The following is a 24,592-nucleotide window of genomic DNA, read 5'->3' as shown; positions in this document are numbered from 1 at the left end:
AGATTATTTTTTAGCAGCAGCAGAGTCTACTTTAGCAACAGCTGAATCAGCAGCAGCTTTAACAGAATCAACACCAGCAGTAGCAGCTGAATCAACTACAGCAACAGCTGAATCAGTAGCAGTAGAATCAGCAGCAGCAGTATCTACAGTTTCAGTTTTTTTACAAGCTACAAGAGCAACAGCAGCGATAGCAGCTACGAATAATGACTTTTTCATAATAATAAAAAAATTTAAATTGTTAGTTAATAGATTGTCCTTATTTGAACGGCACAAAATTATAACGAGAAAAAATTTTTGTTTTGAAAATTAATTGTAATATATTTGTAAAACACGATTTACAAATAACAAATACTGTAAATCAACGAATTAAGAATAAAACAGAATTTTGAGCGATACCGAATTTTTACATTTTCAATCCTTAAAAAAGGCTGTTCAGGACAAATATCTTGAAACGCATTCCCCAGCATATGATGATATTTCCAAATGGAAAGGAATAGATATTATTTATTTCCAAGAAGATTTGAGACAAAAGGCTAAAGGAAATATAAGTGAGAAAACTTTTTATACTTACTTCAAAAATAATTCTCAGGAAAAAATCCCGCGAATCGATATGCTTAATATTCTAGCTGTCTATTCTGGATACAGTTCTTGGTCTGACTTTAAAAAGAAAAACCCTATAATTACAACTGAACAAAGAGCTGTAATTGAACCTAAAACTACTATTGAAACCGAATCACAAGTTTCTGAAATTATAAAAATTGAAGAAAGCAATCTTTCAGAAAAAATTACAAAACCTCTTGTTTCTATAGACAATCAAGCTTTTGATGAAATCAATCAAAATATTAATTTTAAAAGTGAAAAGCAGAGTTTTCTCAGAGGATATCTTTGGTTAGGAATTTCGGCATTTTTATTTGCTGTAGTTCTTGTATTGATTTTTTATGACAATCTCTTCTATAAAAAATACACTTATGCTTTTACTGATGCAGATAGAAACTCATCTATAAAAGGAGAGCTGGATGTGAAAATCATTAGAGAAAATGAGTCTCCTATTCTTTTCAAGGTAAAACCAAATTCGCCTTTTGTTTACGAGACAAAAAGTAAAAGTTTAAAAATGGTAATTTCTTCTCCTTTCTACAGGACAGATGTTGTTACTAGAGATCTCACGAATGCTCCTGAATCAGAAAACATAGAATTGAAACCGAACGATTATGCTATTCAGTTATATTATTATTCAAAATCAATCATAGATTTTAAGAAAAAAACGAGTGAACTAAATCGACTCATCAGCGACAACGCACTTATTTACCAAGTGGTTGATAGTGATATCTATGGCATTGAGACCTTAGATAAACAGAAATACATCTCGCTGGTTACGCTTCCGACAACTTCTTTGGAAAAGCTGGAAGTGATTGATTCTCAAATGAAAAATGGAAAAATAGTAATGATTAGATTCAAAATCACAGACGATGAAAAATCAAAATAAATTTTATTGGTGGGTTTTATCTCTATCAATGATCATCTTAGGATTTATTTCCTGCAACAAAAAGTATGAAGGCGAAGAGAACTCTTTGGAAACAATTAGAAATGCTAACAACAATGTAAGTTATTCCAAAACAAAACTGGATAGTTTGCAGGCAACCAATGTAATTACATCTCAAAAAGTTCAGGATTTGCTTGATTTATCCACGCTTTACACTTCGGGAAACAAAGACACAGAAATAGATTCAGTAATTTACACGCAAATGCAAGCCCATTTTCTGACAAAAGATTCTAATAATCTGAAGCCTTTGTTAAAAGAAATGGATAGTTTGAAAGTGAGGTTTGCCAAAGTGAATAATCTAACAACTTCAAAATCTGTTATAGACAAAGACACATTGGATTTTGCCAATTTTGATGTCGAATATTATGACAATAAAAGAACGTATATCACGACTGTTAATAGAAAAGCGCAATATATGTTGAAAGCTTCTCCTGTAAAATTCCAAAAAGAATTCAAATTCTATTTCTCAAATTTCTACAAGAAAGATTCTGATACTATAAAAACAACAAAACCCGCTCTATAGCGGGTTTTGTTTTAATTAAATCTGGGATTTAATTATTTTTTGATTTCTTCTTTAGCAGCTTTCTCGTCAGCTTTTACTTCTGCTTTAGCAGAATCAGCTGTAGCTTTTACAGAATCAACTGTAGCAGTTGCAGTAGAATCGATTGCTGCAACAGCAGAATCAGCATTAGCGTCAACAGAATCAACAGCAGCAGCTTCTACGTTATCAGTTTTCTTACAAGCTACAAGAGCGATAGCAGCAATAGCAGCTACAAATAATGACTTTTTCATTTTCTAAAAATTTAAATTATTAATATTGTTGTTTGTGAATTATCGTGTTATAATTACAAGACAAAGGTAGAACGGTCTGATAAAAATCACCAATAAATACTTTGTAATCTCATTGTAAACATTTTTACAAATTAACAATATTGATTTTCAATGATTTAAATTAAAACCACAATATTCATAGGGGGTAATTAAACCATCTAAAGGCAAATCTAGTTCAAAAACATCGGAGACATCTTCTTTTGGAGAGAAGAAATTTAATCCGATTTTATTATTAATTTTATAATTCCCAGAAAAAAAAGAATCATAGAACCCTTTTCCATATCCAATTCTATTTCCAGATCTATCACAATATAACAAAGGCGTCAAAACATAATCTAAATCGACATTTGAATCGACATCAGAAATCGGCTCTTTGATTCCCCAACTATTAATTTCATATTCTGAATCTGGAAAAACCTCTACAGAAATCAATTTTTCATTTTGAATTTTCGGAACAAAAACCCGAATTTTATTATTAAAAAAATAATCAATAAAAATCTGAGTATTTACTTCATTGAATTTTTGAATCGGTAAAAAAATGTTAACTTTTTGATTTTCAATAACATTAAATTGTAAAACAAATCGTTCATAGATTTTTTCAGATAAAAAATGGACCTCATCTTGTGATAAAGCCATTCTTTTCTCTTTATAAATCGTTCGAAGTTCCTTTTTTGTAAGACTAAAATTCATCCTAAATTTCTTTAACTGAAATGATATTCACAGGACAAGCTTTAGATGCTCTATCGCATGGTTCAAAAGACTCATGTTGTGGCGTTTTAATCGTGTAAAAGCCTTTTTTATCAATCGATCTCAACAATACTGATTTACCATCTTTTTTAGACATCCTAAAAAACTCTGGCGCGAACTCTTCACAATAGTTGCAACCGATACATTTATCTCGCTGAAGTGTTACAATTACCATCTTTAGGAATCAAAATATAATAGAAAAAATTCTTTATTAAGCTTGAACTATTTTATACAATCTATCAGAAGGACGAACACGGAAATCTGTCTTGATTGTAATTACATCAGATTTAGAAGCTTTGTTAGCTTCTGGCTTTTCGTCAACTTGCATGGCTTCAATAATCATTTCTTGTGAACCTGTTGTAGGACCTTGAATCAAAACTTTATCTCCCACAGTCAAATCATAAGCTTCTATAAGAAATTCTGCAATATTAGATTTTGGATAAAAATGACGACCTTTCCCAACGTAAACTTTCTTTTGAATAGCACTAGAGCCGGAATTGTCAGACCATTCACCTAATTCCTGACCAAGATAATATCCGCTCCAAAAACCTCTATTATAAACTGTTTCCAGCCTAGACATCCATTCTGTAACTTTTTCCTGAGAAAAAGTCTTTTCTGAAATAGCATCAATTGCATCTCTATAAGCTTTTACAACTGTCGCAACATATTCAGGAGCACGTCCGCGTCCTTCGATTTTTAGAACTTTCACACCCGAATCTATGATCTGATCAAGAAAACTGATCGTACAAAGATCTTTTGGTGACATCATATACTCATTATCAAGTTCTATTTCAAAACCTGTTTTCTGATCGATGACCGTATATTTTTTTCTACAATTTTGTTTGCAAGCTCCTCTATTAGCAGAAGAGTTGGCTGAGTGCAAACTCAAATAACATTTACCCGAAACAGCCATACAAAGAGCTCCATGACCAAAAATCTCAATCTCAACCAAATTCCCAGATGGCCCTCTTATATCATCTTTTATAATCTGGTCACATATTTTTTTGATTTGGGTAATACTCAATTCGCGACTCATAACCATTGTGTCGGCAAAAAGTGCATAGAATTTTACTGTTTCAATATTTGTGATATTGATTTGTGTAGAAATATGAACCTCCATCCCGATTTGTCTCGCGTAAGAAATTACCGCTTGATCCATCGCAATGACTGCTGTAATATTAGCCTCTTTTGCTTTATCAAGAAGTGTTTTTATAATAGATAAATCGTGATCGTATATAATTGTATTGAGTGTAAGATAGGTTCTCACTCCTTTTTCTGAGCAACGTTTATTTATTTCTTGTAAATCATCAATGGTGAAGTTCATTGATGCTCTAGCACGCATATTCAGTTGTTCTACACCAAAATAAATGGAATCTGCACCATTATCCAAAGCCGCTTGCATTGATGTAAAATCGCCTGCTGGCGCCATCAACTCTATTCTACCACTGTTTGTCATCTTAAATCTTATAAGATTTTATACAACTTATCGGACAAACGAACTCTGAAAGGAAGCTCAAAAGTAACTTGATTACCCACTTTAGCTATTTCAGTTGAAGCGCCATTTGCAAAAAGTTCTGTAATTGTAACTTCTTGCTCACCAGTTGTTGGCCCAGAAATCAAGACTTTATCACCTACAACAAGCTCATTATTTTCAATTAAAAACTGAGCAATTTTAGATTTGGTAAAATAATGTTCTGCTTTACCAATCAACGTTTTTTTAACTTTTATTTTTTGGCGGACATCCTTTGTTTTTGCCTCTGTTGCTTTAGCCAACGTAAATGTTGACAAATCCCCGGATTGTTTAAACTTCAACGCATCAGATTTGCCTTTTCGGAAAATTTTGTTACCAACCTGCAATCCTTTTCTTCTTGCAACCTGTTCTTCCCAAGGCAAATGGATGGTTTCCAGGCATTCTGTTGAGCAACAGTTTTCCATCTTAGCTTTACATTCATCACATTGGATGAACAACAAATGACAAGCATCATTCGCACAGTTTGTATGATTATCACAAGGCTTTCCGCATTGATGACACTGAGAAATAATATCATCCGTAATTCTTTCTCCTAAACGGTGGTCAAAAACGAAATTTTTTCCAATAAACTTACTTTCAATGTTTTCCTCTTTTATTTGACGTGTATATTCAATAATTCCGCCTTCTAACTGGTAAACATTTTTAAAACCTTGATGTTTGAAATAAGCACTCGCCTTTTCACAACGAATTCCTCCTGTACAATACATCAACAGATTTTTATCTTCTTTGAAATCTTGTAATTGCTCATTAATAATAGGTAAACTTTCACGGAAATTCTCCACATCCGGTGTAATGGCGCCTTCAAAATGCCCCACTTCACTTTCATAATGATTTCTGAAGTCTACTACAATTGTATTTGGGTCTTCCAACATATTATTGAATTCCTGAGCTTTTAAGTGAATTCCTTTATTGGTCACATCAAAAGTTTCGTCATTCAAACCATCAGCAACAATTTTGTTTCTTACCTTGATTGTTAATTTCAAAAAAGAGTGATTATCCTGCTCAACAGCCACATTCAAGCGAATGCCTTTCATAAAATCATAAACTTCCAGCGTATCACGAAAAGCATCAAAATTCTCCGCAGGAACACTCATCTGAGCATTAATTCCTTCGTGCGCTACATAAATACGACCCAACGCGTCAAGAGCGTTCCAGGCTATAAATAAGTCGTCACGAAATTTTTTGGGATCTTCAATTTTGGCGTACGCATAGAAAGACAATGTAAGGCGTTCCTTACCAGCTTCATCAATAAGTTGAGCTCTTTCTTCTGCGCTTAAGGTGTTATACAGTTGCATGCTATAAACGTTTTAAGTGAGAAAAATAATGGTGCAAAGATACAAATATTAGTTGATAGTTTCCAGTTGATGGTTGTCAGTTTTTGGGCGTGTCCCTTTCCAAGGCTAAGTCCAAAGCTTGGGTCGGGCTATCCGTTACAATCTTTTCTGTTTTGTAAACAGAAAAGGATTTCCTCTACTATCCCTCACGCATTGGCAATTCGATATTCCCAAAGATTATATTTGAAACAATTTATCTTTATTATATTTACGTCATTAAAATTTGAAAAATGAAACCGCAAGGTTCGTGAATTCCTTAAATAAAAATAAAAAGATAATGAACAAAAAAATCCTTGTTTCTGTTGTTATGATGACAGCAGTTTTCTCACAAAGTATTAATGCACAAGAAATTACATTAGACAAAATCTACTCTGGATATTACCGTGGAAAAGGAATTGCTGGAATTGCTTCCCTTAACGATGGTGAAAACTACGCCACTATAGAAAAAGACGGAATCGCAAAATATAGCTATAAAACATTCCAGAAAGTTGGAAATATCGTAAATGGAAGTTTCGAATCTTACATTTTCTCTCCAGACGAATCCAAAATTCTTCTTCAGAAAGAAAGTGAACCGATTTACAGACATTCATTCTTGGGAAAATTTGATGTTAAGGATTTGAAATCAAATACAGTAATGCCACTTAATAATGGAAACTGGATTCAGGAACCGAAGTTTTCTCCGGACGGAAGCAAAGTGGCTTTTATCGTTGATAATAATTTGTTCTATCAGGATTTGACTTCCGGAAAAATCACGCAGATTACAACTGACGGAAAGAAAAATTCTATAATTAATGGACTTGGAGACTGGGTTTATGAGGAAGAATTTTCACACGCAGATTATTACCAATGGAACAAAGCAGGCGATGCGATTGTTTTTGTAAGATTCGATGAGTCAAAAGTTCCAGAAATTTATATTCCAATCTACGGGAAATCGCTTTATCCAACGGAGATGCGATACAAATATCCAAAAGCCGGAGAAACTAATTCAACAGTTACTGCTAATCTTTATCAATTAAATTCAGCGAAAACAACAGCTCTGAATCTTGGAAGTTTTGAGAACCATTACATTCCACAACTTTGGCAAACGAACGATGCTAATGAAATTGTCATTGCAACCAGCAACAGACATCATAGCAAAGTGGATTTGATAAAAGTGGATACAAAATCCGGGAACTTAACCAAATTATTTTCGGAAACAGATAACGCTTGGATAGAAACCGACAATTTGACTTTGGAATTCTTGGATGACAACTCTTTCCTTTGGGCTTCGGAGCGTGACGGTTACAGACAATTGTATTGGTACGACAAATCTGGAAAACTGAAAAAACAAGTTGCAAAAGGCAATTGGGAAATCACAGATTATTATGGTTACAACCCGAAAACCAAAGAAGCTTACATCCAAACCACTGAAAAAGGAAGCTTGAATAAAGTCGTTTCTAAACTGAATATCAATTCCGGAAAAACAACTTTGATTTCTTATCCAGAAGGAAATAACTCGGCAAGTTTTAGCAAGTCTTTCAACTATTTTATTAACACCAATTCTACTGCTGCTTCTCCTTACAAATTTGTACTAAAAGATGCGAATGGAAAAGAAATTAAGGAACTTCAAAACAATAATGAATTGCTTTCTAAACTTCAGAAAGATAACTTTGTAACGAAGGAATTCATTACCATTCCAAATTCTGTTGGCGACCAATTGAACGCTTGGATTATCAAACCTAAAAACTTTGATCCGAACAAAAAATATCCATTATTTATGTTCCAATATTCTGGTCCTGGTTCTCAACAGGTTTCTAATTCTTGGGACGGCGGAAACGGAATCTGGTTCGAAATGCTGGCTCAAAAAGGTTACGTTGTAGCCTGTGTAGATGGACGCGGAACAGGCTATAAAGGTGCAAAATTCAAAAAAGCAACTTACAAACAATTAGGCAAATATGAAATTGAAGATCAAATTACTGCTGCCAAATGGTTTGGAAATCAGTCCTATATAGACAAATCTAGAATCGGGATTTTCGGTTGGAGTTTTGGTGGCTATATGACTTCTTTGGCCATGACAAAAGGTGCTGATGTTTTTAAAATGGGAATTGCTGTCGCACCCGTTACCAATTGGAGATATTATGACAGCATCTATACCGAAAGATTCCTACAAACGCCACAGGAAAATCCGGAAGGTTACGACCAAAACTCACCGACAACTTTTGCTAATTTATTGAAAGGAAAATTCCTTTTGATCCACGGAACAGCGGATGACAACGTGCATTTCCAGAACTCAATGGAGTTTTCCGAGGCTCTGATTCAGAATAAAAAGCAATTTGATTTTATGGCTTATCCGGACAAAAACCACGGAATCTATGGTGGACAAACCAGACCTCAGCTTTATGAGAAAATGACGAATTTCATTTTGGAGAATTTGTAGAAATTGCTAAAAGTCGGAAGACTAAAGTTTGAATATAAAAACCGCGGAAAATATTTCTTTTGCGGTTTTTTTAATAATTGTGTAAGCTTCTATTGTCAATAATTGTAATTAGAAAAATAGTGTGATTTACTTCTTGGTAAATTAAGGAATTATGTTCGTCAATAAGACATTTTCTATAATTTAGGAACTTAGATTTTGGGCAAATTTCTTTATTAGATTTAAATCGTTCTATAAGAGCATCAAAACTATTTTCGAACTTTTCAACTTCTCTAATCGTCCAATTCTCTAACAAATAGTCTAAAACTACAAAATAGTTTTGGAGAGACTCATCTGACCAAATAATTTCCACTTAGACAGTTTTTGAATTAAGGTATTCCTTTATCTTTTGTTTCGCTTCATCGTGGGAAATAACCCTTCCCTCTTCAATATCAGAAGCACCTTTTTCAATAGATTCTTTTTGGCTTGTGGATAAATAAGTTGCCCAATCCTCATTGACTTGTCCGTTATACTTTTGTTTCAAAAAAGCAACATAATCACTCACCTGTTGAAGAAGTTCTTTTGGCAAAGACTTCAAATCGTTTTCCAAATCTTTTATCGTGATTTCCATTTTCTGAATATTTAAGCTTATCAAAGTTAGAAAAATTTTCTAATCCATTTTAAAATCTTATTTTTGGGAACGTTGTGAAAAATTAAGCTATGAAGACTAAACATCCAAAAGGGTTACCTTTTTTGTTTTTTACCGAGATGTGGGAACGTTTTGGTTACTATTTGATTCTCGGAATTTTTGTTCTCTATTTGATAGAACCTCAAGGCTTGAATGGCGGATTGGGAATTCCTGATAAAGATGCCGATGATATTTTTGGGACTTTTATTGCGCTGACTTATCTAACACCGTTTCTTGGTGGATTTTTGGCTGATAGAGTTTTAGGCTATATCAAATCAATTTATCTTGGTGGCATTCTGATGGCGATTGGCTACATTGGTGTAGGTGTTTTCAAGGATTTGCCTTTGTTTTATGGTTCATTGGCTTTAATTATCATTGGAAATGGATTCTTTAAACCGACGATTTCTACACTTTTGGGAAATCTCTATTCCGAAGAACCTTATAAAGCAAATAAAGATTCCGGCTACAACATTTTCTATATGGGAATTAATATTGGAGCTTTTATCTGTAACATTATTGCGGCGTTTATGCGTAATAAATTCGGTTGGGGCGAAGCGTTTATTACGGCCGGAGTTGGGATGTTGCTTGGATTAGTAATTTTCACAATAGGAATGAAACATTACAGACACGCGGCGGTTATGAAACCAAGCCAAGAAGGCGACACAAAACTATCCGAAATTCTGATGAAGGTTTTTGTTCCAGCGATTGTTGCAGGCGTTGTCGGTTGGTTTGTTCCGACGATGATTTTTGGAACTAATATTTTTGGTAGCACAAATACGGATGCATTTATTTTTGCTTGCGTTCCTGTGATTTATTTTTACGTTTCCCTTTATTTCAAATCAAATCCGTTGGAGAAACCTGCGATTGGTGCTTTGCTTTCGATATTTCTTATCAGCATGTTTTTCTGGGCGGTTTTCAAACAAAATGGAACTGCATTGACAAGATGGGCAAATTATTACACCGACCGAAGCGTTTCCGAATCTGTAGAAAAACCTTTGGCTTCACTTTATTTGGTTGAAGAAAAAAGCTATGCTGATAAAGAAACCCCAATTTATGACAATCAATATCGTTCTCAGAAAGGTGACGATGGGAAGACTTTGAAAGAAACCGGGAAAGATATTTATTTCAGAAATATTTCGGCAGAAAGAAGGGCTGAACTGGAAGCTAAAACTGACAAGCCAGTTTTCCTTTATAACACAGAATTATTCCAATCGATAAATCCATTTTGGGTAATTGCATTGACTCCAGTCATTGTTGGTGTTTGGGCGATGCTCAGAAAACGAGGAAAAGAACCTTTGACGCCAAGTAAAATCGTTTTGGGATTATTCATCACCAGTTTGTCTTGTTTGGTAATGGTAGGCGCCGTTTACGCCGGAAACAATGGAGCCGAAAAAGTTTCTGCACTTTGGTTGATTGCTGGATATGGAGTCGTAACAATCGGAGAACTTTGTCTCTCGCCGATGGGATTATCATTCGTTTCCAAATTATCTCCAGCGAGATTGACAGCCTTGATGATGGGTGGATTTTTCTTAGCGAATTCCGTGGGAAACAAATTGTCCGGAATCCTTGCCAGCACTTGGTACAATTATGAAAACAAGGCCAATTACTTCTTGGTCAATTTTGGACTGTTGATTTTCGCAACCTTGTTGGGGTTGATGATGTTGAAGAGATTAAATAAAATAATGAAAGAAAGCGGACATTGATATTATAAATGATAAGAGATAAAAGATGATTGATTTAGAATTAATCATCTTTTGTTTTTTGAAATGCTAATCTCGGAGTTCCGTCCGCAACGTATATGATTCCGCATTTTTGGTAACCAAGTTTTCCAAGAACTTTTTGCATTGCGATATTGGTTTCGTGGGTATCGATTCTGATATTCGGGAATTGGGAAAAACACCATTCGAAACAGAATTGTGCGATTCCTTTTGCTTTACCATTAGAAGCGAGACGATGGATAACGCCATATTTTTCTTCATTAATCCAAGCTCCGTTTTCAATCACTGAATAATTTGGGTCGTTGCCAATGATAAAATCAAATGATGCCACAACTTCATTGTCATTAATAATCAGAAAATTAAAACCATTTTTGATACTTTCCAAAATTAATTCCCGTGAAGGATAACCATTCGTCCATTGCACTAGGTTTCCATTCTCACGCATCAATTGTCTTGCGATATCGATACAGTTCATAATCTCATTAATATCTTCCGGAGTTGATTTTCTGATTTCCATCTTGTAAAAATAATTTATTAGAATTGTATTAAAGCTGCGCAATTTAACTTCCCCGTTTATGAAAAAAAACTATATTTGTTACCTTTAAGAAAATTTAACAATTATTTTATATGGATACAGTTACGACTAATTCAAAACATCCTAAAGGTTTGTGGGTACTTTTCGGGACAGAAATGTGGGAGCGTTTCAATTTTTATGGAATGAGAGCATTGTTGACGCTCTTTATGGTAAATTCTCTCTTAATTAAAGAAGCAGATGCAGCGATTATATATGGTGGCTTTTTGGCATTGTGTTATTTGACACCACTTTTAGGAGGTTTTATTGCTGATAAATATATTGGAAACAGAAATGCAATCTTGGCAGGAGGTTCGTTGATGGCACTTGGACAATTGCTTTTATTTTTCAGTGCTTCTACCTTTTCTTCAGATTTAGGAAGTGCGAAAGGTTTGATGTGGCTGGCACTTTTCATCATTATTTTTGGTAATGGTTTTTTCAAACCTAATATTTCTTCGATGGTGGGAAGCCTTTATCCAAAGCAAGAAAAATCTAAATTGGACTCTGCTTTTACTATTTTCTATATGGGAATTAATATAGGAGCATTCTTAGGTCAGTTCATTTGTCCATACGTTGGAGATGTGAAAGATGCGGATGGCGTGCGAGATATTTTCGCTTTCAAATGGGGATTCTTAGCAGCTTCTATCGCAATGATGATTGGAACGGTTACTTTCTTTTTCTTTAAAAACAAATATGTTGTAACACCGGAAGGCAGGCCAATTGGTGGATTACCAAAAAATAACACAAAAGACGATTTTGAAGAAGGGGAAAGTCAAACTGCTAAATTTTCAGGCCAAAATATGGGAATAGCAGGCTTGTTATTTGTCGCTCTTTTCTTTGTTTTCAGATATATTTTGGTTAACGAGATTGGATTCAGCTCTGTGGGGATGGGACAATTGATTAAAGGTTTGATTTACCCATTCATCTATGCAGCGGGGATTTCATTGGCATTTTTGATTATGAGTTCTGCTGAAAATAAGGTTGAAAGACAAAGAATCTGGGTGATTTATATCGTTTCATTCTTTATCATTTTCTTCTGGGCAGCATTTGAACAAGCTGGTTCATCTTTGACTTTCATTGCGGATAATCAAACCGACAGAAGTATTTTTGGGTGGGATATGCCACCATCAATGGTGCAGATTTTCAATGGGTTGTTCGTGGTCTTATTGGCACTACCATTCAGTTTGCTTTGGGATAAATTAAGAGCTCAGGGCAAAGAACCCGTTTCTCCTTTGAAACAAGCCATTGGTTTAGCATTGATTGCTTTATCTTATTTGATTATCGCTTATAACGTTAAAGATTTAGGAAACTCTGGTTTATTGGCAATAAAATGGCTAATTCTACTATATTTAATCCAAACAATGGGAGAGCTTTGTTTGTCTCCGATAGGATTATCACTTGTAGGAAAATTAGCCCCAAAGAGATTTGCATCTTTATTATATGGTGTTTTCTTCATTTCCAATGCTGCAGGTTATGCGCTGGCAGGTTCTTTAGGAGCCATCATCCCGGCAACAGGTGACAAATTTGCAAAAGCTGAAAAACTAGGAGTAAACCTTCAAGATGTTTTGGACAAAAAAGTAACGTTGAGCGCCGAGCAAGTAGCATTGTTTGAAAAAGAACAAATTCCAGTAGCAAACACATCTTTCGCAGGGATAGAAATCCACAACTTGTTCGAGTTTTTTATGGTTTTTGTAGTTCTGTGCGGAATAGCTTCTGTGATTTTAGCAATTTTATCTCCAAGATTAAAGAAAATGATGCACGGTGTGAACTAAAAAACTTTCACATTTATTTATAAATTCAAACCACCTTTGCGGTGGTTTTTTTATTTAAATTTGTTTGTATTTTAATATCAAAACAAAATTATATTCGATGAATCTTACACTTGAAGAAATTCAGAGTTTCAAAGGAAAATATCCTAAACAAATTTGGTCTTTATTTTTCTCAGAAATGTGGGAACGCTTCTGTTTCTATGGGATGCGAGGAATGCTGGTATTCTTTATGATTTCTCAATTAAAATTTGGTGATGAACAAGCCAATCTTCAATACGGCGCAACACAGGCATTTGTTTATGCATTTACTTTTGTAGGTGGTTTGTTTGCTGATAAGATTTTAGGATTCAGAAAATCTCTTTTTTGGGGTGGAATTTTGATGATTATCGGAAGTCTTATTCTTGCCTCCAATCCGCACGATTATTTCTTTTTAGGGATTTCTTTCACCGTTGTAGGAACAGGATTTTTCAAACCGAATATCTCTACAATGGTTGGAAAGCTATATAAAGCAAACGATACAAGAACAGACGCAGGGTTTTCTTTGTTTTATGCAGGAATCAATCTAGGAGCACTTTTGGGTGGTTATCTTTGTATAGCAATTGGAAAAGGCGAAATGTTGTCTCATTTAATTCCAGAACATAAAAGATGGAATGTCGCTTTCGGATTAGCAGCCATTGTAATGGTTGTGAGTTTGATTAATTTTATTTTTACTCAAAGACAATTAGGACCAATTGGTCTTCAACCTCAAAAACTGAATTCCGATGGAACTTTTTCGCCTCTTGATAAATGGAAAGAATATGGTGTTTACATTCTATCATTAGTCTTCATTCCGCTAATTATGATAATGGTTTCTGTTCCGCAATACACCGATTATTTTATGTGGACAGTCGGACCATTGACACTACTCTATCTTTTTTACGAGATGACAAAAGTGACTTCACAAGAACGTAAAAAACTTTGGGCAGCCTTGATTTTCATTATTTTCTCAATTCTATTCTGGGGAATTTACGAACAAAGCGGTGGTTCATTAAGTATTTTCGCTGCGAATAACCTCAACAAAGACCTTTTTGGATTAGACCCAAATGGCGTTAATAATTCCGGAGGAGCTTTCTTTATTATATTCTTAGCACCTTTGGTTGGATTACTTTGGATTTGGTTAAGCAAAAATAAACTGGAACCCAATACAATCATCAAATTCGGATTAGGTTTTATATTCTTAGGATTAGGTTATTATGTTCTTTTCGGGACTAAATTTTTCGCCAATCTTCAAGGAATTACTTCTCTTAATGTTTTCACAATCGCATTGTTAGTTATCACTTTCGGGGAATTATGTTTGTCACCAATTGGACTATCGATAATGACAAAATTATCCACAGAAAAACTGCAAGGAATGATGATGGGAATGTGGTTTTTAGCTTCTGCTTACGGACAATATGTTGCAGGACAAATAGGTGCAGGATTGGCAAAAGTAAAATCTGGCGCAACTAATTATGACGCTCTTATCACTTACACCGATGGATATAAACAATTGGGATTATATGCCTTGATTGCCGGAGTTCTCTTAATTTTGATTTCGCCATTCGTAAAAAAACTGATGCAGGGAGTAAAGTAAAAAAATAATTGAAACGTCTAAGATTATGTGAAGCTGACTAAAAGAATTATAAAAACCACACACAAATGAAAAAAATAATACTAATATTTCTTTTAACAGTAGGATTCTTCGGAATCGCACAAGTCAACTGGATGACACTTGCTCAAGCTTTGGAAGCTCAAAAAAAAGAACCGAAGAAAATCCTAATCGATTTCTACGCAAATTGGTGTGCACCGTGCAAAGAGATGGAAAAAAGCACTTACAATCATCCTGAAATTGCCAAAATAATCAATCAAAATTATTACGCCGTTAAGTTTGAAAGTGACGGAAATGACATTGTTAATTTCGCTGGACACAAATTCACAAATCCAGATTACAAAAGCAAAAAAGGGAAAAATGGGCTTCATCAATTCTCGAAATATATGAACATCAACATCATCCCGACAATGGTTTTTCTGGATGAAAAAGCAGACCCGATTACGAGTCTTTCTGGTGCTCTAAAAGCCAAAGAAGTTGAGCCTTATTTCACTATGATTGCAACCAATGAGTACAAAAATATCAAGACTCGAAAAGAATGGGAAAATTATCGGACTAAATTTAAGTCCAAGATAAAACAATAAAAACATCCTTACTGGGATGTTTTTATTGGCTATTCATAATGAAACCTACACTTTGCAATCAAGATTTTATCTTCTTCATATTTATAAATCAATCGGTGCTCATCATCAATCCTTCGAGACCAAAAACCTGAATATTTATGTTTCAAGGGTTCTGGTTTTCCAATCCCATCAAATGGATTTCTAGAAATATCTTTCAGTAGCTCATTGATTCTTTTTAGTTTCTTTTTATCCGTTTTCTGCCAATACAAGTAATCTTCCCAAGATTCATCCACGAAAATATATTTCATATCATTCTTCGATTAATTGTTTTTCAAAAGATGTTTCAGCTTTCAATTTTTCAATCGCAGAATCCAAACGTTTTTCATTAATTCTGGAAGACAATTCGTGATTAGTCGCCATTAGCGAATTATATTCTTCAAGAGACATTACTACAATGCCAGAATCCTTACCTCTATTTATCAGTAAAGTTTCGAAATTTTTAGAAACTTTGTCTAAATAAGATTTAATATCTTTTCTAAAATCGGAAACGCTAGCAATTAACATAATTATTCGGGTTAAATTTTGTACAAATATAAGTACAATATTTTGTATTAGACTACATTTATAAAAATTAACAATTATTGCAGGTCACAATAAATTTCCCGAAATTCGTCGGAACAAATTTTCCTTAATTGACTTTAGAAACTTCCATAGAATTTCTCAAAAACATCGGAACCGAACGCGCAAAACTCATAAAAAACGTGTTGGGAATTTCGACTGTAGAAGATTTGTTGACGTTTTATCCAATCCGATATATTGATAAAAGTAAAATTTACAAAATCGGAGCTCTTACAAAAGAACCGGATGCAGACATTCAGTTACGAGGAAAAATAACGGATATTCAGGAAGTTGTTTACGAAAAAGGGAAAAAGCGACTTTCCGCAAAATTTCGTGATGAGACAGGAACGATGGATTTGGTTTGGTTTCGATATACGAATTGGATGAAAGAAGCGATTCCGCTCAACAAAGAAATTTTCATTTTCGGGAAAGTCAGTTTCTTCAATGGCAACTTTTCTATGTCTCATCCGGAGATTGAAGCTGATGAAAAAAAAGCTTTGTACGGCACACTTTTACCTGTTTATCCCGGAAGTGAAAAACTTAGTAAACGAGGAATTAGTAACAAGTTTTTTCAAAACGTCATCTACAGTCTTCTGAAAGATTTACCCAATTTAATTTCGGAAAATTTACCTAATTATTTGATGAAATCTTTGAAATTAATGGATAGAATTAATGCTTATTATGACATTCATTTTCCTAAAAATTTCAAACAATTTGAAGAAGCGGACAGACGATTAAAATTCGAAGAAGCATTTTTTTTTCAGTTGGGTTATGGACTCAAAAAACTTCATCAGAAAACAAAATCATTCGGAAATCCGTTCCCGATTGTCGGTGATTATTTCAATAATTTCTATGAAAACAATCTTCCTTTCGAATTAACCAACGCTCAAAAACGTGTTCTGAAAGAAATCAGAACCGATATGAAACGTTCCACCCAAATGAACCGTCTTTTGCAAGGCGATGTTGGTTCGGGAAAAACGATGGTTGCATTATTAACAATGCTCATTGCGATGGACAATGGTTTCCAATCTTGTTTGATGGCTCCGACAGAAATTTTAGCACAGCAACATTTTAATTCGATTCAGGAATTATTAGAAAATACAGGAATCAAAGTCAGACTTTTGACAGGTTCTTCCAAAACTAAAGAAAGAAAAATTATTCACGAAGAATTAGAAAACGGAGAATTGTCTATTCTGATTGGAACGCACGCCATTTTGGAAGACAAAGTAAAATTCAAGAATCTTGGTTTGGCTATTATTGATGAACAACATAGATTCGGAGTAGCACAACGGGCAAAACTTTGGGCAAAAAATAATATTCCACCACATATTTTGGTAATGACAGCAACGCCTATTCCGAGAACTTTGGCGATGAGTTTTTATTCGGATTTGGATGTTTCTGTGATTGATGAATTACCTTCTAATAGAAAACCGATTATTACCGCTCACAGACGGGAAAAAGACCGACTTTCTGTTTACAATTTCTGCCGAGAAGAGATTGAAAAAGGTCGTCAAATCTACTTTGTTTATCCATTGATTGAAGAATCGGAAACGCTAGATTATAAAAATCTGATGGAAGGTTTGGAAAGCGTGATGAATTTCTTCAAAAGCTACAATGTAACGATGGTTCACGGAAGAATGAAACCTGCGGAGAAAGACATCAATATGCAGTTTTTCGCTTCCGGACAAGCGCAAATAATGGTCGCCACAACCGTGATAGAAGTGGGTGTTAACGTTCCGAATGCGTCTGTAATGGTCATAGAAAGTTCGGAAAGATTCGGTTTGTCTCAACTTCATCAGTTGCGTGGACGTGTTGGTAGAGGCGCAGAACAAAGTTATTGTATCCTAATGTCGGACGATAAACTGAGCAAAGAAAGCCGAACGAGAATCAAAACAATGGTGCAGACGAATGACGGTTTCAAAATTTCGGAAGTTGATATGGAATTGCGTGGTCCAGGCGATATTCTGGGAACTCAACAAAGTGGTGTTGTGGATTTTAAAAAATTGAGCTTGATTGAAGATTCGGCGATTATCAAAGCTTCAAAATTGGCTGTGGAAAAGATTCTGGAACAGGATTCACTACTTAATCATCCTGATAATCAAATGATGAAACAATATTACATTAGACAATATAAAGGGAAGAATAAGTGGGCGCAGATTAGTTAGAGAGTCTGAGTGTGGAAGAGTTTTTGAGTTCTTGAGTAATCCATATTTCTTTCGAAAATAAAAAGCCAACTATAAATAGCTGGCTTTCTAAATTTAAAAAATAGTATATGAAGAAAAATTACTATCAGGCATCAGCTTGATTTCGTTCTGCGACAAATCTAAAATTATCTCTGATATTGAACTTTAAAGAATCATTAATCGTTTATTAAAGAATGGTAAGAATTAATTAAGATAATTTGCCCTAAAAAATTAACATTGTATTCTTCACAAACTTAAAAACAGAATTAATAAAATTTTACAAAATAATTATTCATTTAATATTCAAACAAATAGGAACTAATTTCAAGCTAACTAAAACCCCAAAAGAGTTTTTAAGTTTTTACCATTATTTTGAATATTAATAATTTATTCAAAAGAACTAATAATTTTCATCAAAAATAAAATCACAAAAAAAGCACTTGCGAATGAACAAATGCTTTTCAATATATTTTTGGAGTTATTGTTAAAGGATAAATTCCATCAAATAATCATCCATTACGTAGCCATTTCCGATATCAAAAACGCCTTCATCATAGACTTTGAAACCCTGAGATTCGTAAAAACTTTTGGCTTGATTATTTTTATTAACAGCTAAAATGATTCTTTTATCACCAATTTTTTTTACTTCTTCTTTTATAAAGTTCAAAGCTTTTTTACCCAAACCTTTTCCCTGTGCTTCTTTTAGAAAATAGATTCGATGGAGTTTGGTTGTCCCCAATTCTTGATGAAATTCGAAACCGATGAAACCTAGAAACTCGTCATTTCCTTTGATTAAATAATAATGGAAATTTGGGTTTTCTAAATGAATTTTGAGTGCGTCACTAGAATAAATCAGATCCAACATATAATCAATCTGTTCTGGTTTCAAAATATCGGCGTATGCAAAATTCCAAGATTTTTCTGCTAAATCCTGAATAATAGAAATATCTTTTTCTTCGGCTTTAATAATCATATTTTTTAAAATATTTCTTTGATAATTTCTAAAGATTTTGGTTCTCGAAAATCTGTAAAATGATAATGGTAATAAACTAAAATAGAATCCAGAAAATTTTGTTTTCCCATTCGGCTTAACTTAATATCATAAGGATTTGGGGAAATAACTAATTCTTTCCAAATTGCCGAAATATCCTTATTGAAAAAATGATGAGATTCGGTCTCTTCGAAGGTTCCAGACTCTGGATTGAGATAAGTTTTATCCGAAAACAAAGGCTGTAACCCTTGTTGTTTCAACAATCTGAAAATAAATATCAAATGTGATTGGAAATTATCCATTTGTAATTGACTCAGAAAAAGAGAAATCTCAGAGTAGATATTTTGATTTTGATTTTCATTTCTTAAAACCTGATTTAATAAATCTGAAATAAAAAAAAGAATAGAATTTTTACGAATATCTGTACTGAAGAGATCTGCATTTTTCTGTTCTATCTTCAAAATGTTTCGGATATTTTTCTTTTTGTCAGAGGTATAAAGCAACAACTCATTGAGAGGAAAAAGGAATGCTTTTTTCTTGTTTTTAGGCGCATAGATTCCTTTGGCAAAAAAACTTTCGAACCCATTTTCTCTACAAAAACAATGGAGAACAGCATCGTGATCTCCATATTTTGTATAAGACAGTAAAAAAACTTCTTGTGTCATTCTTTAATTCACAACAGCTATTTTTGCAGTTGCTGTGTCGGTTCCATCTTCGTTTGTCATTAGTACATAATAGATTCCAGAAGCGACTCTTACGCCTCTCTGATTATTCAGATTCCATTCGAAATAACCTCCGTTTGCCACTGCGGAATGAACCAAATTTCCAGCGGCGTCTGTGATTCTAATGTTTGTTTTAGAAGCTAATCCTCTGATCCTTACATTACCTTTGTATTGAGCATAAACAACTGGATTTGGATAAACTAAAACATCTCCAAAGTTGGAAGTTACCTCGGTTACATCACCTTGATAAACCATAATCCCATCCAATGTTGCAAAATAGACTTTACCAGTCTTCTCGTCTACTTGGATATCCGTTACACTATCATTGGGTAATGGAGAATTAGCTTTTGTAAAATGGTATATCGTTCTATCTCCACTAGGACTTAGGTAGAATACACCACCTCCATCAACCGAAACCCACTTTTGATTTCCTGAGTCCACCGTAATTTGTAATAACAAAGCATCACGGAAAAGCTCTTCCGCCAATCCGTTTTCTTCTATGATAATCTCATCTGTTTGCGGGCTATCTTCTAAGATTGCTGATTTTGGATTTGATAAAACTCTAAGCCCGCCTCTAGTACCAATCCAAAGATCATCATTTTTATCTAATGCAACGCTTGCACATCTATTATCAGTGGGTAAATTATTGTTTTTATTTAAAAACTTAAATGCATCATCAGATGTTGTAGCTGGTGTATTATTGTAGTTGTAAACCAGCATACCACCTGGTGTATAAGGTACAGGAATATAAATCATCCCGTCCTTTGCCAATGGCTTTTGAACATTATAAGTTACTGCAACATCAGTTAATGCAAAATTATCTGACTGTCTATTGTAGTAATAAAAACCACCCCCTTTAGTTGTATGGGAAACGGAACAAAGTAAATTATTTGTATCGTCAAAAGCACACCCAAAAGGTCTATTGATGTATGGACCTGCTGGTAAGCTATTAAGTTCTGTAAGGTAAGTCTTTGCCAAAACATCATCTGTCATTTTATAGATGCCTTTGCTATCAGTTTGCGTATAGTTGGTAAAAAAGACTTCAGAAGGATTGGAAGGATTAGGAACAACATCCATGATATTAAAAGTAATACCTGAATTTTGAATAAAATAATTTGGATATATCCACTTAGATCCATCAAAATGATAATAACCTAAATGGGAAGGATTTGGTGCAGTATCATAATCATCTCTTACACCTGAAGAAACCCATATCTGATTATTGAGAAGAGACAGTTTGTATGATGTGTTTTTATAAGGGCCATCCGGTTTCAAACTAACTTTTTGTTCATTATAAATCCCATCAAGTTTTGTCCCTGTATACAATATATTATTATACATTATTGCCGTATTCAACTCTTCGCTAGCATTGAAATTTTTCTGTTGTTCACCATTCACACTGTAAACATAAACCTGACTTTGATCTGTAACAATAATCTGGTTTTCTGTAACTCTAAGGTCTCGAATATCTCCAAAAGTTCTTGGTATATTAGAAAACGTAGTACCATCACCATATCTAACCTGATTACCAGAAGTAAAAGCAATAATATTATTAGCATCTACTTTTCTAAAAATACCAGATTGTATAAAATTCGGGCTTACATTCCATTCAGAATAAATGGCAAATGTAGAATTGAGTTCATGTCGTTTTAACCCTAAATTAGTAGCTACATATACAAAATTATCTTTGATAACTGCCGAATTAACAGCTTCATAAACGCCTCCACTTGCAAAAAATGCGGTATCCCCAAATTCTCTACGAGAAATATTAAAAATAGAAACTCCATATCCGGCAGAAATTACAGCTCTATCTCCATTAATAGAAATATGATTAATTTTTTTACTCCCATTGTATCCTGTTGCTAATGGAATATCAACAATAAAATAAATCCCATTGGACGTTATAACATCCATAGATCCATTTTGGTAACCCACAATCCCAGTTTGTGTAGCAGCATCGTAGTCAAACGCAGCAATCTTAACATCATGAAGACCGTTGGCTTTGGACAGTTTTTTGATCTCTCCTGTTGATGGATAATAGAAGAAAATACCATTTTCTGTAGCAGCAATCAATCGGTCATTATCTTCTCTAATTTTTAAAACATTGTTATACGAGAACAAATCACCCCATTTACTTGTCTGAGCGAATGTAATAATCGCTATAAAAAAAGATAAAAGCAATAAATTTTTCTTCATTCTAAACTAGTATGTTTTCATCTATTAACTGATTATTCCAAGAAATATTTTTTACATCCTTATTTTTATCAAAATAAAAATCTAACCTACCCAACAAAATCCCTGCCCATCCTACTTGATTCACAATCACATTTTTATGATCTTTATTTTGAAAAGTCATAGGTTCTGGCAAAAAAGTATGTGTATGACCTCCTAAAATCAAATCTATTCCCGAGGTCTTCACAGCCAAATATTTGTCCGAAATCTTCTCCGGATCATCTTTGTAATCGAAACCAATATGAGAAAGACAAATGATGACATCACATTTTTTTTCATTTTTCAAGAAGTCAGCATAATGTTGTGCCACCTCAATTGGATTATGATAGATAGTTTCGCCATAATTTTTCTTTCCGACTAAACCATTCAACTCAATTCCAACACCAAAGATTCCTACTTTGATTCCATCTTTGTTGAAGATTCTATACTGCTCGGTTTTCCCATCAAGAATTGTATTTTTGAAATCATAATTGGAACAAATGAAGGGAAACTTCGCATTGGGTAAAACTTTCAAAAAACCTTCTAAACCGTTATCAAAATCATGATTTCCCATTGTAGAGGCATCATACTTCATCATACTCATTAGCTTAAACTCCAGCTCTCCGCCAAAAAAATTAAAGTAAGGAGTTCCTTGGAAAATATCCCCCGAATCCAGAAGCAAAACATTTTTTTCCTCACTTCTTATTTTATTAATTAAGGAAGCTCTTCTTGCAAAACCACCTTGATTGGGATTTTTTGTATAAGAAGCGTCAAAAGGTTCTATCCTGCTGTGTTGATCATTGGTATGCAGAATCGTGAGTTTGTGCGCTGATTCTTTTTTCAGAATATCAAATTGCTCTGCTAATAAAAGATTGGGAGCTATTGTCAAAGCAAGACTTCCTCCACCAAGGTATTTTAAGAATTCTTTTCTTTTCATTAGTCCTGTACTTTTTTATCTTTGAAAATTAATCTTACATCATTAGGCTCCGAAACTTCTGGGTTTTGTTTGAATTTTTCCAGAAAAAGATCTCTCATTTTGATTCCCGTAGAGATGAGCTCTCCTTTTCCAAAGAAAAACATACTATCACCTCCCAAAGCTAAATAATCCGAAGTGGCGAGGTAATAAGTTTTATTATAATCTATCGTTTTTCCAGCAATAAGTTTTTTGGACAAGCTACCATTTTCTGTTTCGATAACGAGATGCGAAACAGGATTGTTCTTCTGAGTTTTCAAATAATAATCAAATAAACCTTCCAGCTCTTTTCCACTAATTTTAACGATAACAATCTCATTCTCAAAAGGCATCACCTCATAGATTTGCTTGGTAAGGATATCACCTTTTGGTATGATGGTTCTTATTCCGCCGATATTGATAACTGCAGCATCTACACTTGGTAGATTATTTTTCTTCGCCCACTCATCTGCTCCTTCAAAAGTATAATCTGCTAAAAGATTACCTAGATTACTGTTATCACCAGACTTTGTAAGTTCTACATTGGTATGAGAAATTTTTGTATTCATTTTACCTTCCAACTCATGTTTGTAAGGCTGGATAATAGCATCCATTTCCTTATTCTCATCAATGTCACTGGTAATATAAATATTCTTTTCGGTATGGATGTTTGCAATGTTAAGAGGTGCTTTACAACCAACTAACAGAAACCCAATGAGTCCGAATCCCAAAAGTTTGTTTTTCATTACAAGAAAATATGGATACAAATCTAATGAATTTAGATATTTTAAACTAACTATTTAATCAATAGACCTATTATAGATCTATTAATTCTTGGTTAGAAGCAAGATGGTTTCATCTTTTCGAAGTCCAAAATAATCATCTTCTCCAAATGTTTTTATCTTAACTTCAAAACCTGTCTTTTTCAAACGATCTGCTAAGCTATCAACAGAATATATTCTTACATGATCTTTTTGTCCAAAATACTTCAGCCGATCAGCTTCTGACTTTATGCTCGCATCTTCGTAAATCTCTCCTTGTTTAAAGGGCGTTTGGACAAAAGCGGTTCCTTTATTTTTCAAAACCCGATATAACTCTTTCATAGCTATTGCATCCTCATCAATATGCTCAAGAATATGATAGCAAAATATAAAATCAAAAAATTGGTCTTCTTTTGGAATATCCGTGATGTCGTATTGATATTCTGAAATAAAATCTGTAGACAAATCCGTTGGAAAATACTGGATGTTCTTTGTTTGCTTCAATCTTCTATACAATGATCGTGAAGGTGAGAAATCCAACAATCTTATCTTCTCTTGATTGGAAAATTCTTTTTTAAACTCCGCAAACAACCGTCTATCTCTAGGCATACTTCCACAACCTGGGCAAAGTTTTTCCTCTCGTTGATTTAATAAAAATTTCCTAAATTTTCTATCACATATTGTACATTGATGGCTATTTCCCCAATAGAAGATGCTAATAAATCTTCTGAAGAATAATTCGTTTTTGATTAAAAAATCTTTGGGCAGAATTTTTTTTAGGCTATTGTACATTAAACAAAAATAATAAATTAAAAGTTCATAATAATTACAAATGAAGCCACA

General features: G+C 33.9%; 24 protein-coding genes. 8 read left to right on the top strand and 16 right to left on the bottom strand.

All coding sequences use genetic code 11. The features are described from left to right. Window positions 1-3 precede the first annotated feature (3 nt). Window positions 4-216 carry a hypothetical protein gene (locus DRF58_RS04005; protein ID WP_116033132.1) on the bottom strand — a complete coding sequence of 71 codons (213 nt, stop codon included), beginning with the start codon at window positions 214-216 and terminating at the stop codon, window positions 4-6. A gap of 169 nt (window positions 217-385) precedes the next feature. Between DRF58_RS04005 and DRF58_RS04000 the strand changes: the two genes are divergently transcribed. Both DRF58_RS04000 and DRF58_RS03995 read left to right on the top strand, forming a co-directional pair. Continuing rightward, window positions 386-1,483: a hypothetical protein gene (locus tag DRF58_RS04000; RefSeq protein ID WP_116033129.1), complete on the top strand. Its 1,098-nt coding sequence runs from the start codon at window positions 386-388 to the stop codon at window positions 1,481-1,483. After that, window positions 1,467-2,063, top strand: coding sequence for a hypothetical protein (locus DRF58_RS03995; protein ID WP_185144527.1), 597 nt, complete (start codon window positions 1,467-1,469; stop codon window positions 2,061-2,063). The genes DRF58_RS04000 and DRF58_RS03995 overlap by 17 nt, the downstream gene beginning before the upstream one ends. Window positions 2,064-2,095: 32 nt before the next feature. Here the strand turns inward: DRF58_RS03995 and DRF58_RS03990 are convergent, their stop codons facing one another. The 5 genes from DRF58_RS03990 to trhO form a co-directional block, all read right to left on the bottom strand. Then, entirely contained in the window at window positions 2,096-2,332 is a 237-nt protein-coding gene (locus DRF58_RS03990; protein ID WP_116033126.1) for a hypothetical protein, read from the bottom strand. A 147-nt stretch (window positions 2,333-2,479) separates the two neighbouring features. After that, window positions 2,480-3,061, bottom strand: coding sequence for a 5-formyltetrahydrofolate cyclo-ligase (locus tag DRF58_RS03985; RefSeq protein ID WP_116033123.1), 582 nt, complete (start codon window positions 3,059-3,061; stop codon window positions 2,480-2,482). A 1-nt stretch (window position 3,062) separates the two neighbouring features. After that, window positions 3,063-3,293: a ferredoxin gene (locus DRF58_RS03980; protein ID WP_116033121.1), complete on the bottom strand. Its 231-nt coding sequence runs from the start codon at window positions 3,291-3,293 to the stop codon at window positions 3,063-3,065. 36 nt (window positions 3,294-3,329) lie between these two features. Then, window positions 3,330-4,574 carry a peptidase U32 family protein gene (locus tag DRF58_RS03975; protein WP_116033118.1) on the bottom strand — a complete coding sequence of 415 codons (1,245 nt, stop codon included), beginning with the start codon at window positions 4,572-4,574 and terminating at the stop codon, window positions 3,330-3,332. A gap of 8 nt (window positions 4,575-4,582) precedes the next feature. Continuing rightward, a complete protein-coding gene (gene trhO / locus DRF58_RS03970) occupies window positions 4,583-5,944 on the bottom strand; it encodes an oxygen-dependent tRNA uridine(34) hydroxylase TrhO (protein WP_116033115.1) in 1,362 nt (453 codons plus the stop codon). A gap of 316 nt (window positions 5,945-6,260) precedes the next feature. Between trhO and DRF58_RS03960 the strand changes: the two genes are divergently transcribed. Next, the gene (locus tag DRF58_RS03960) at window positions 6,261-8,399 is read left to right on the top strand and encodes a S9 family peptidase (protein ID WP_116033217.1); all 2,139 of its coding nucleotides are present in this window, start codon (window positions 6,261-6,263) and stop codon (window positions 8,397-8,399) included. Between the two features lie 349 nt (window positions 8,400-8,748). Here the strand turns inward: DRF58_RS03960 and DRF58_RS03955 are convergent, their stop codons facing one another. Further along, the gene (locus tag DRF58_RS03955) at window positions 8,749-9,006 is read right to left on the bottom strand and encodes a hypothetical protein (RefSeq protein WP_116033110.1); all 258 of its coding nucleotides are present in this window, start codon (window positions 9,004-9,006) and stop codon (window positions 8,749-8,751) included. An 89-nt stretch (window positions 9,007-9,095) separates the two neighbouring features. On the opposite strand from DRF58_RS03955, the gene DRF58_RS03950 reads away from it, so the two are divergent. Next, complete coding sequence (locus DRF58_RS03950) at window positions 9,096-10,766, top strand: peptide MFS transporter (protein ID WP_116033108.1); 1,671 nt, start codon at window positions 9,096-9,098, stop codon at window positions 10,764-10,766. 40 nt (window positions 10,767-10,806) lie between these two features. Here DRF58_RS03950 and DRF58_RS03945 read toward each other — a convergent pair whose 3' ends face one another. Next, window positions 10,807-11,298, bottom strand: coding sequence for a GNAT family N-acetyltransferase (locus tag DRF58_RS03945; protein ID WP_116033105.1), 492 nt, complete (start codon window positions 11,296-11,298; stop codon window positions 10,807-10,809). Window positions 11,299-11,408: 110 nt separating this feature from the next. Here DRF58_RS03945 and DRF58_RS03940 point away from each other — a divergent pair, with 110 nt between their 5' ends. The 3 genes from DRF58_RS03940 (at window position 11,409) to DRF58_RS03930 (ending at window position 15,332) form a co-directional block, all read left to right on the top strand. Further along, complete coding sequence (locus DRF58_RS03940) at window positions 11,409-13,124, top strand: peptide MFS transporter (RefSeq protein ID WP_116033103.1); 1,716 nt, start codon at window positions 11,409-11,411, stop codon at window positions 13,122-13,124. A gap of 97 nt (window positions 13,125-13,221) precedes the next feature. Next, window positions 13,222-14,733, top strand: coding sequence for a peptide MFS transporter (locus DRF58_RS03935; protein ID WP_116033100.1), 1,512 nt, complete (start codon window positions 13,222-13,224; stop codon window positions 14,731-14,733). A 65-nt stretch (window positions 14,734-14,798) separates the two neighbouring features. Further along, the gene (locus tag DRF58_RS03930; protein ID WP_116033097.1) at window positions 14,799-15,332 is read left to right on the top strand and encodes a thioredoxin family protein; all 534 of its coding nucleotides are present in this window, start codon (window positions 14,799-14,801) and stop codon (window positions 15,330-15,332) included. A gap of 29 nt (window positions 15,333-15,361) precedes the next feature. Here DRF58_RS03930 and DRF58_RS03925 read toward each other — a convergent pair whose 3' ends face one another. After that, window positions 15,362-15,619: a Txe/YoeB family addiction module toxin gene (locus DRF58_RS03925; protein ID WP_116033095.1), complete on the bottom strand. Its 258-nt coding sequence runs from the start codon at window positions 15,617-15,619 to the stop codon at window positions 15,362-15,364. 1 nt (window position 15,620) lies between these two features. Further along, window positions 15,621-15,875, bottom strand: a complete 255-nt coding sequence (locus DRF58_RS03920) for a type II toxin-antitoxin system Phd/YefM family antitoxin (RefSeq protein ID WP_116033092.1) — start codon at window positions 15,873-15,875, stop codon at window positions 15,621-15,623. Between the two features lie 128 nt (window positions 15,876-16,003). On the opposite strand from DRF58_RS03920, the gene recG reads away from it, so the two are divergent. Then, window positions 16,004-18,094: an ATP-dependent DNA helicase RecG gene (gene recG / locus DRF58_RS03915; RefSeq protein ID WP_116033090.1), complete on the top strand. Its 2,091-nt coding sequence runs from the start codon at window positions 16,004-16,006 to the stop codon at window positions 18,092-18,094. A gap of 502 nt (window positions 18,095-18,596) precedes the next feature. On the opposite strand, the gene DRF58_RS03910 is transcribed toward recG, so the two are convergent. The 6 genes from DRF58_RS03910 to DRF58_RS03885 form a co-directional block, all read right to left on the bottom strand. Further along, window positions 18,597-19,085: a GNAT family N-acetyltransferase gene (locus DRF58_RS03910; protein ID WP_116033087.1), complete on the bottom strand. Its 489-nt coding sequence runs from the start codon at window positions 19,083-19,085 to the stop codon at window positions 18,597-18,599. Window positions 19,086-19,090: 5 nt separating this feature from the next. Then, window positions 19,091-19,768 carry a DNA repair protein RecO gene (recO, locus tag DRF58_RS03905; RefSeq protein WP_116033085.1) on the bottom strand — a complete coding sequence of 226 codons (678 nt, stop codon included), beginning with the start codon at window positions 19,766-19,768 and terminating at the stop codon, window positions 19,091-19,093. A gap of 3 nt (window positions 19,769-19,771) precedes the next feature. Further along, window positions 19,772-22,021 (bottom strand): type IX secretion system anionic LPS delivery protein PorZ, encoded by a 2,250-nt coding sequence (gene porZ, locus DRF58_RS03900; RefSeq protein WP_116033083.1) that lies wholly within the window; start codon window positions 22,019-22,021, stop codon window positions 19,772-19,774. 1 nt (window position 22,022) lies between these two features. Next, entirely contained in the window at window positions 22,023-22,973 is a 951-nt protein-coding gene (locus tag DRF58_RS03895; RefSeq protein ID WP_116033081.1) for a bifunctional metallophosphatase/5'-nucleotidase, read from the bottom strand. After that, on the bottom strand, window positions 22,973-23,734 hold the full coding sequence (locus tag DRF58_RS03890; RefSeq protein WP_116033078.1) for a 5'-nucleotidase C-terminal domain-containing protein: 762 nt from the start codon (window positions 23,732-23,734) through the stop codon (window positions 22,973-22,975). The genes DRF58_RS03895 and DRF58_RS03890 overlap by 1 nt, the downstream gene beginning before the upstream one ends. 81 nt (window positions 23,735-23,815) lie before the next feature. Beyond that, window positions 23,816-24,358 (bottom strand): class I SAM-dependent methyltransferase, encoded by a 543-nt coding sequence (locus DRF58_RS03885; RefSeq protein ID WP_245955359.1) that lies wholly within the window; start codon window positions 24,356-24,358, stop codon window positions 23,816-23,818. Between the last annotated feature and the right edge of the window lie 234 nt (window positions 24,359-24,592).

Source organism: Epilithonimonas hispanica (assembly GCF_003385395.1).
GTDB lineage: Bacteria > Bacteroidota > Bacteroidia > Flavobacteriales > Weeksellaceae > Epilithonimonas > Epilithonimonas hispanica.
The sequence above is the reverse complement of the archived record's forward strand: the minus strand, read 5'-3'. Positions and strand labels throughout refer to the sequence as shown.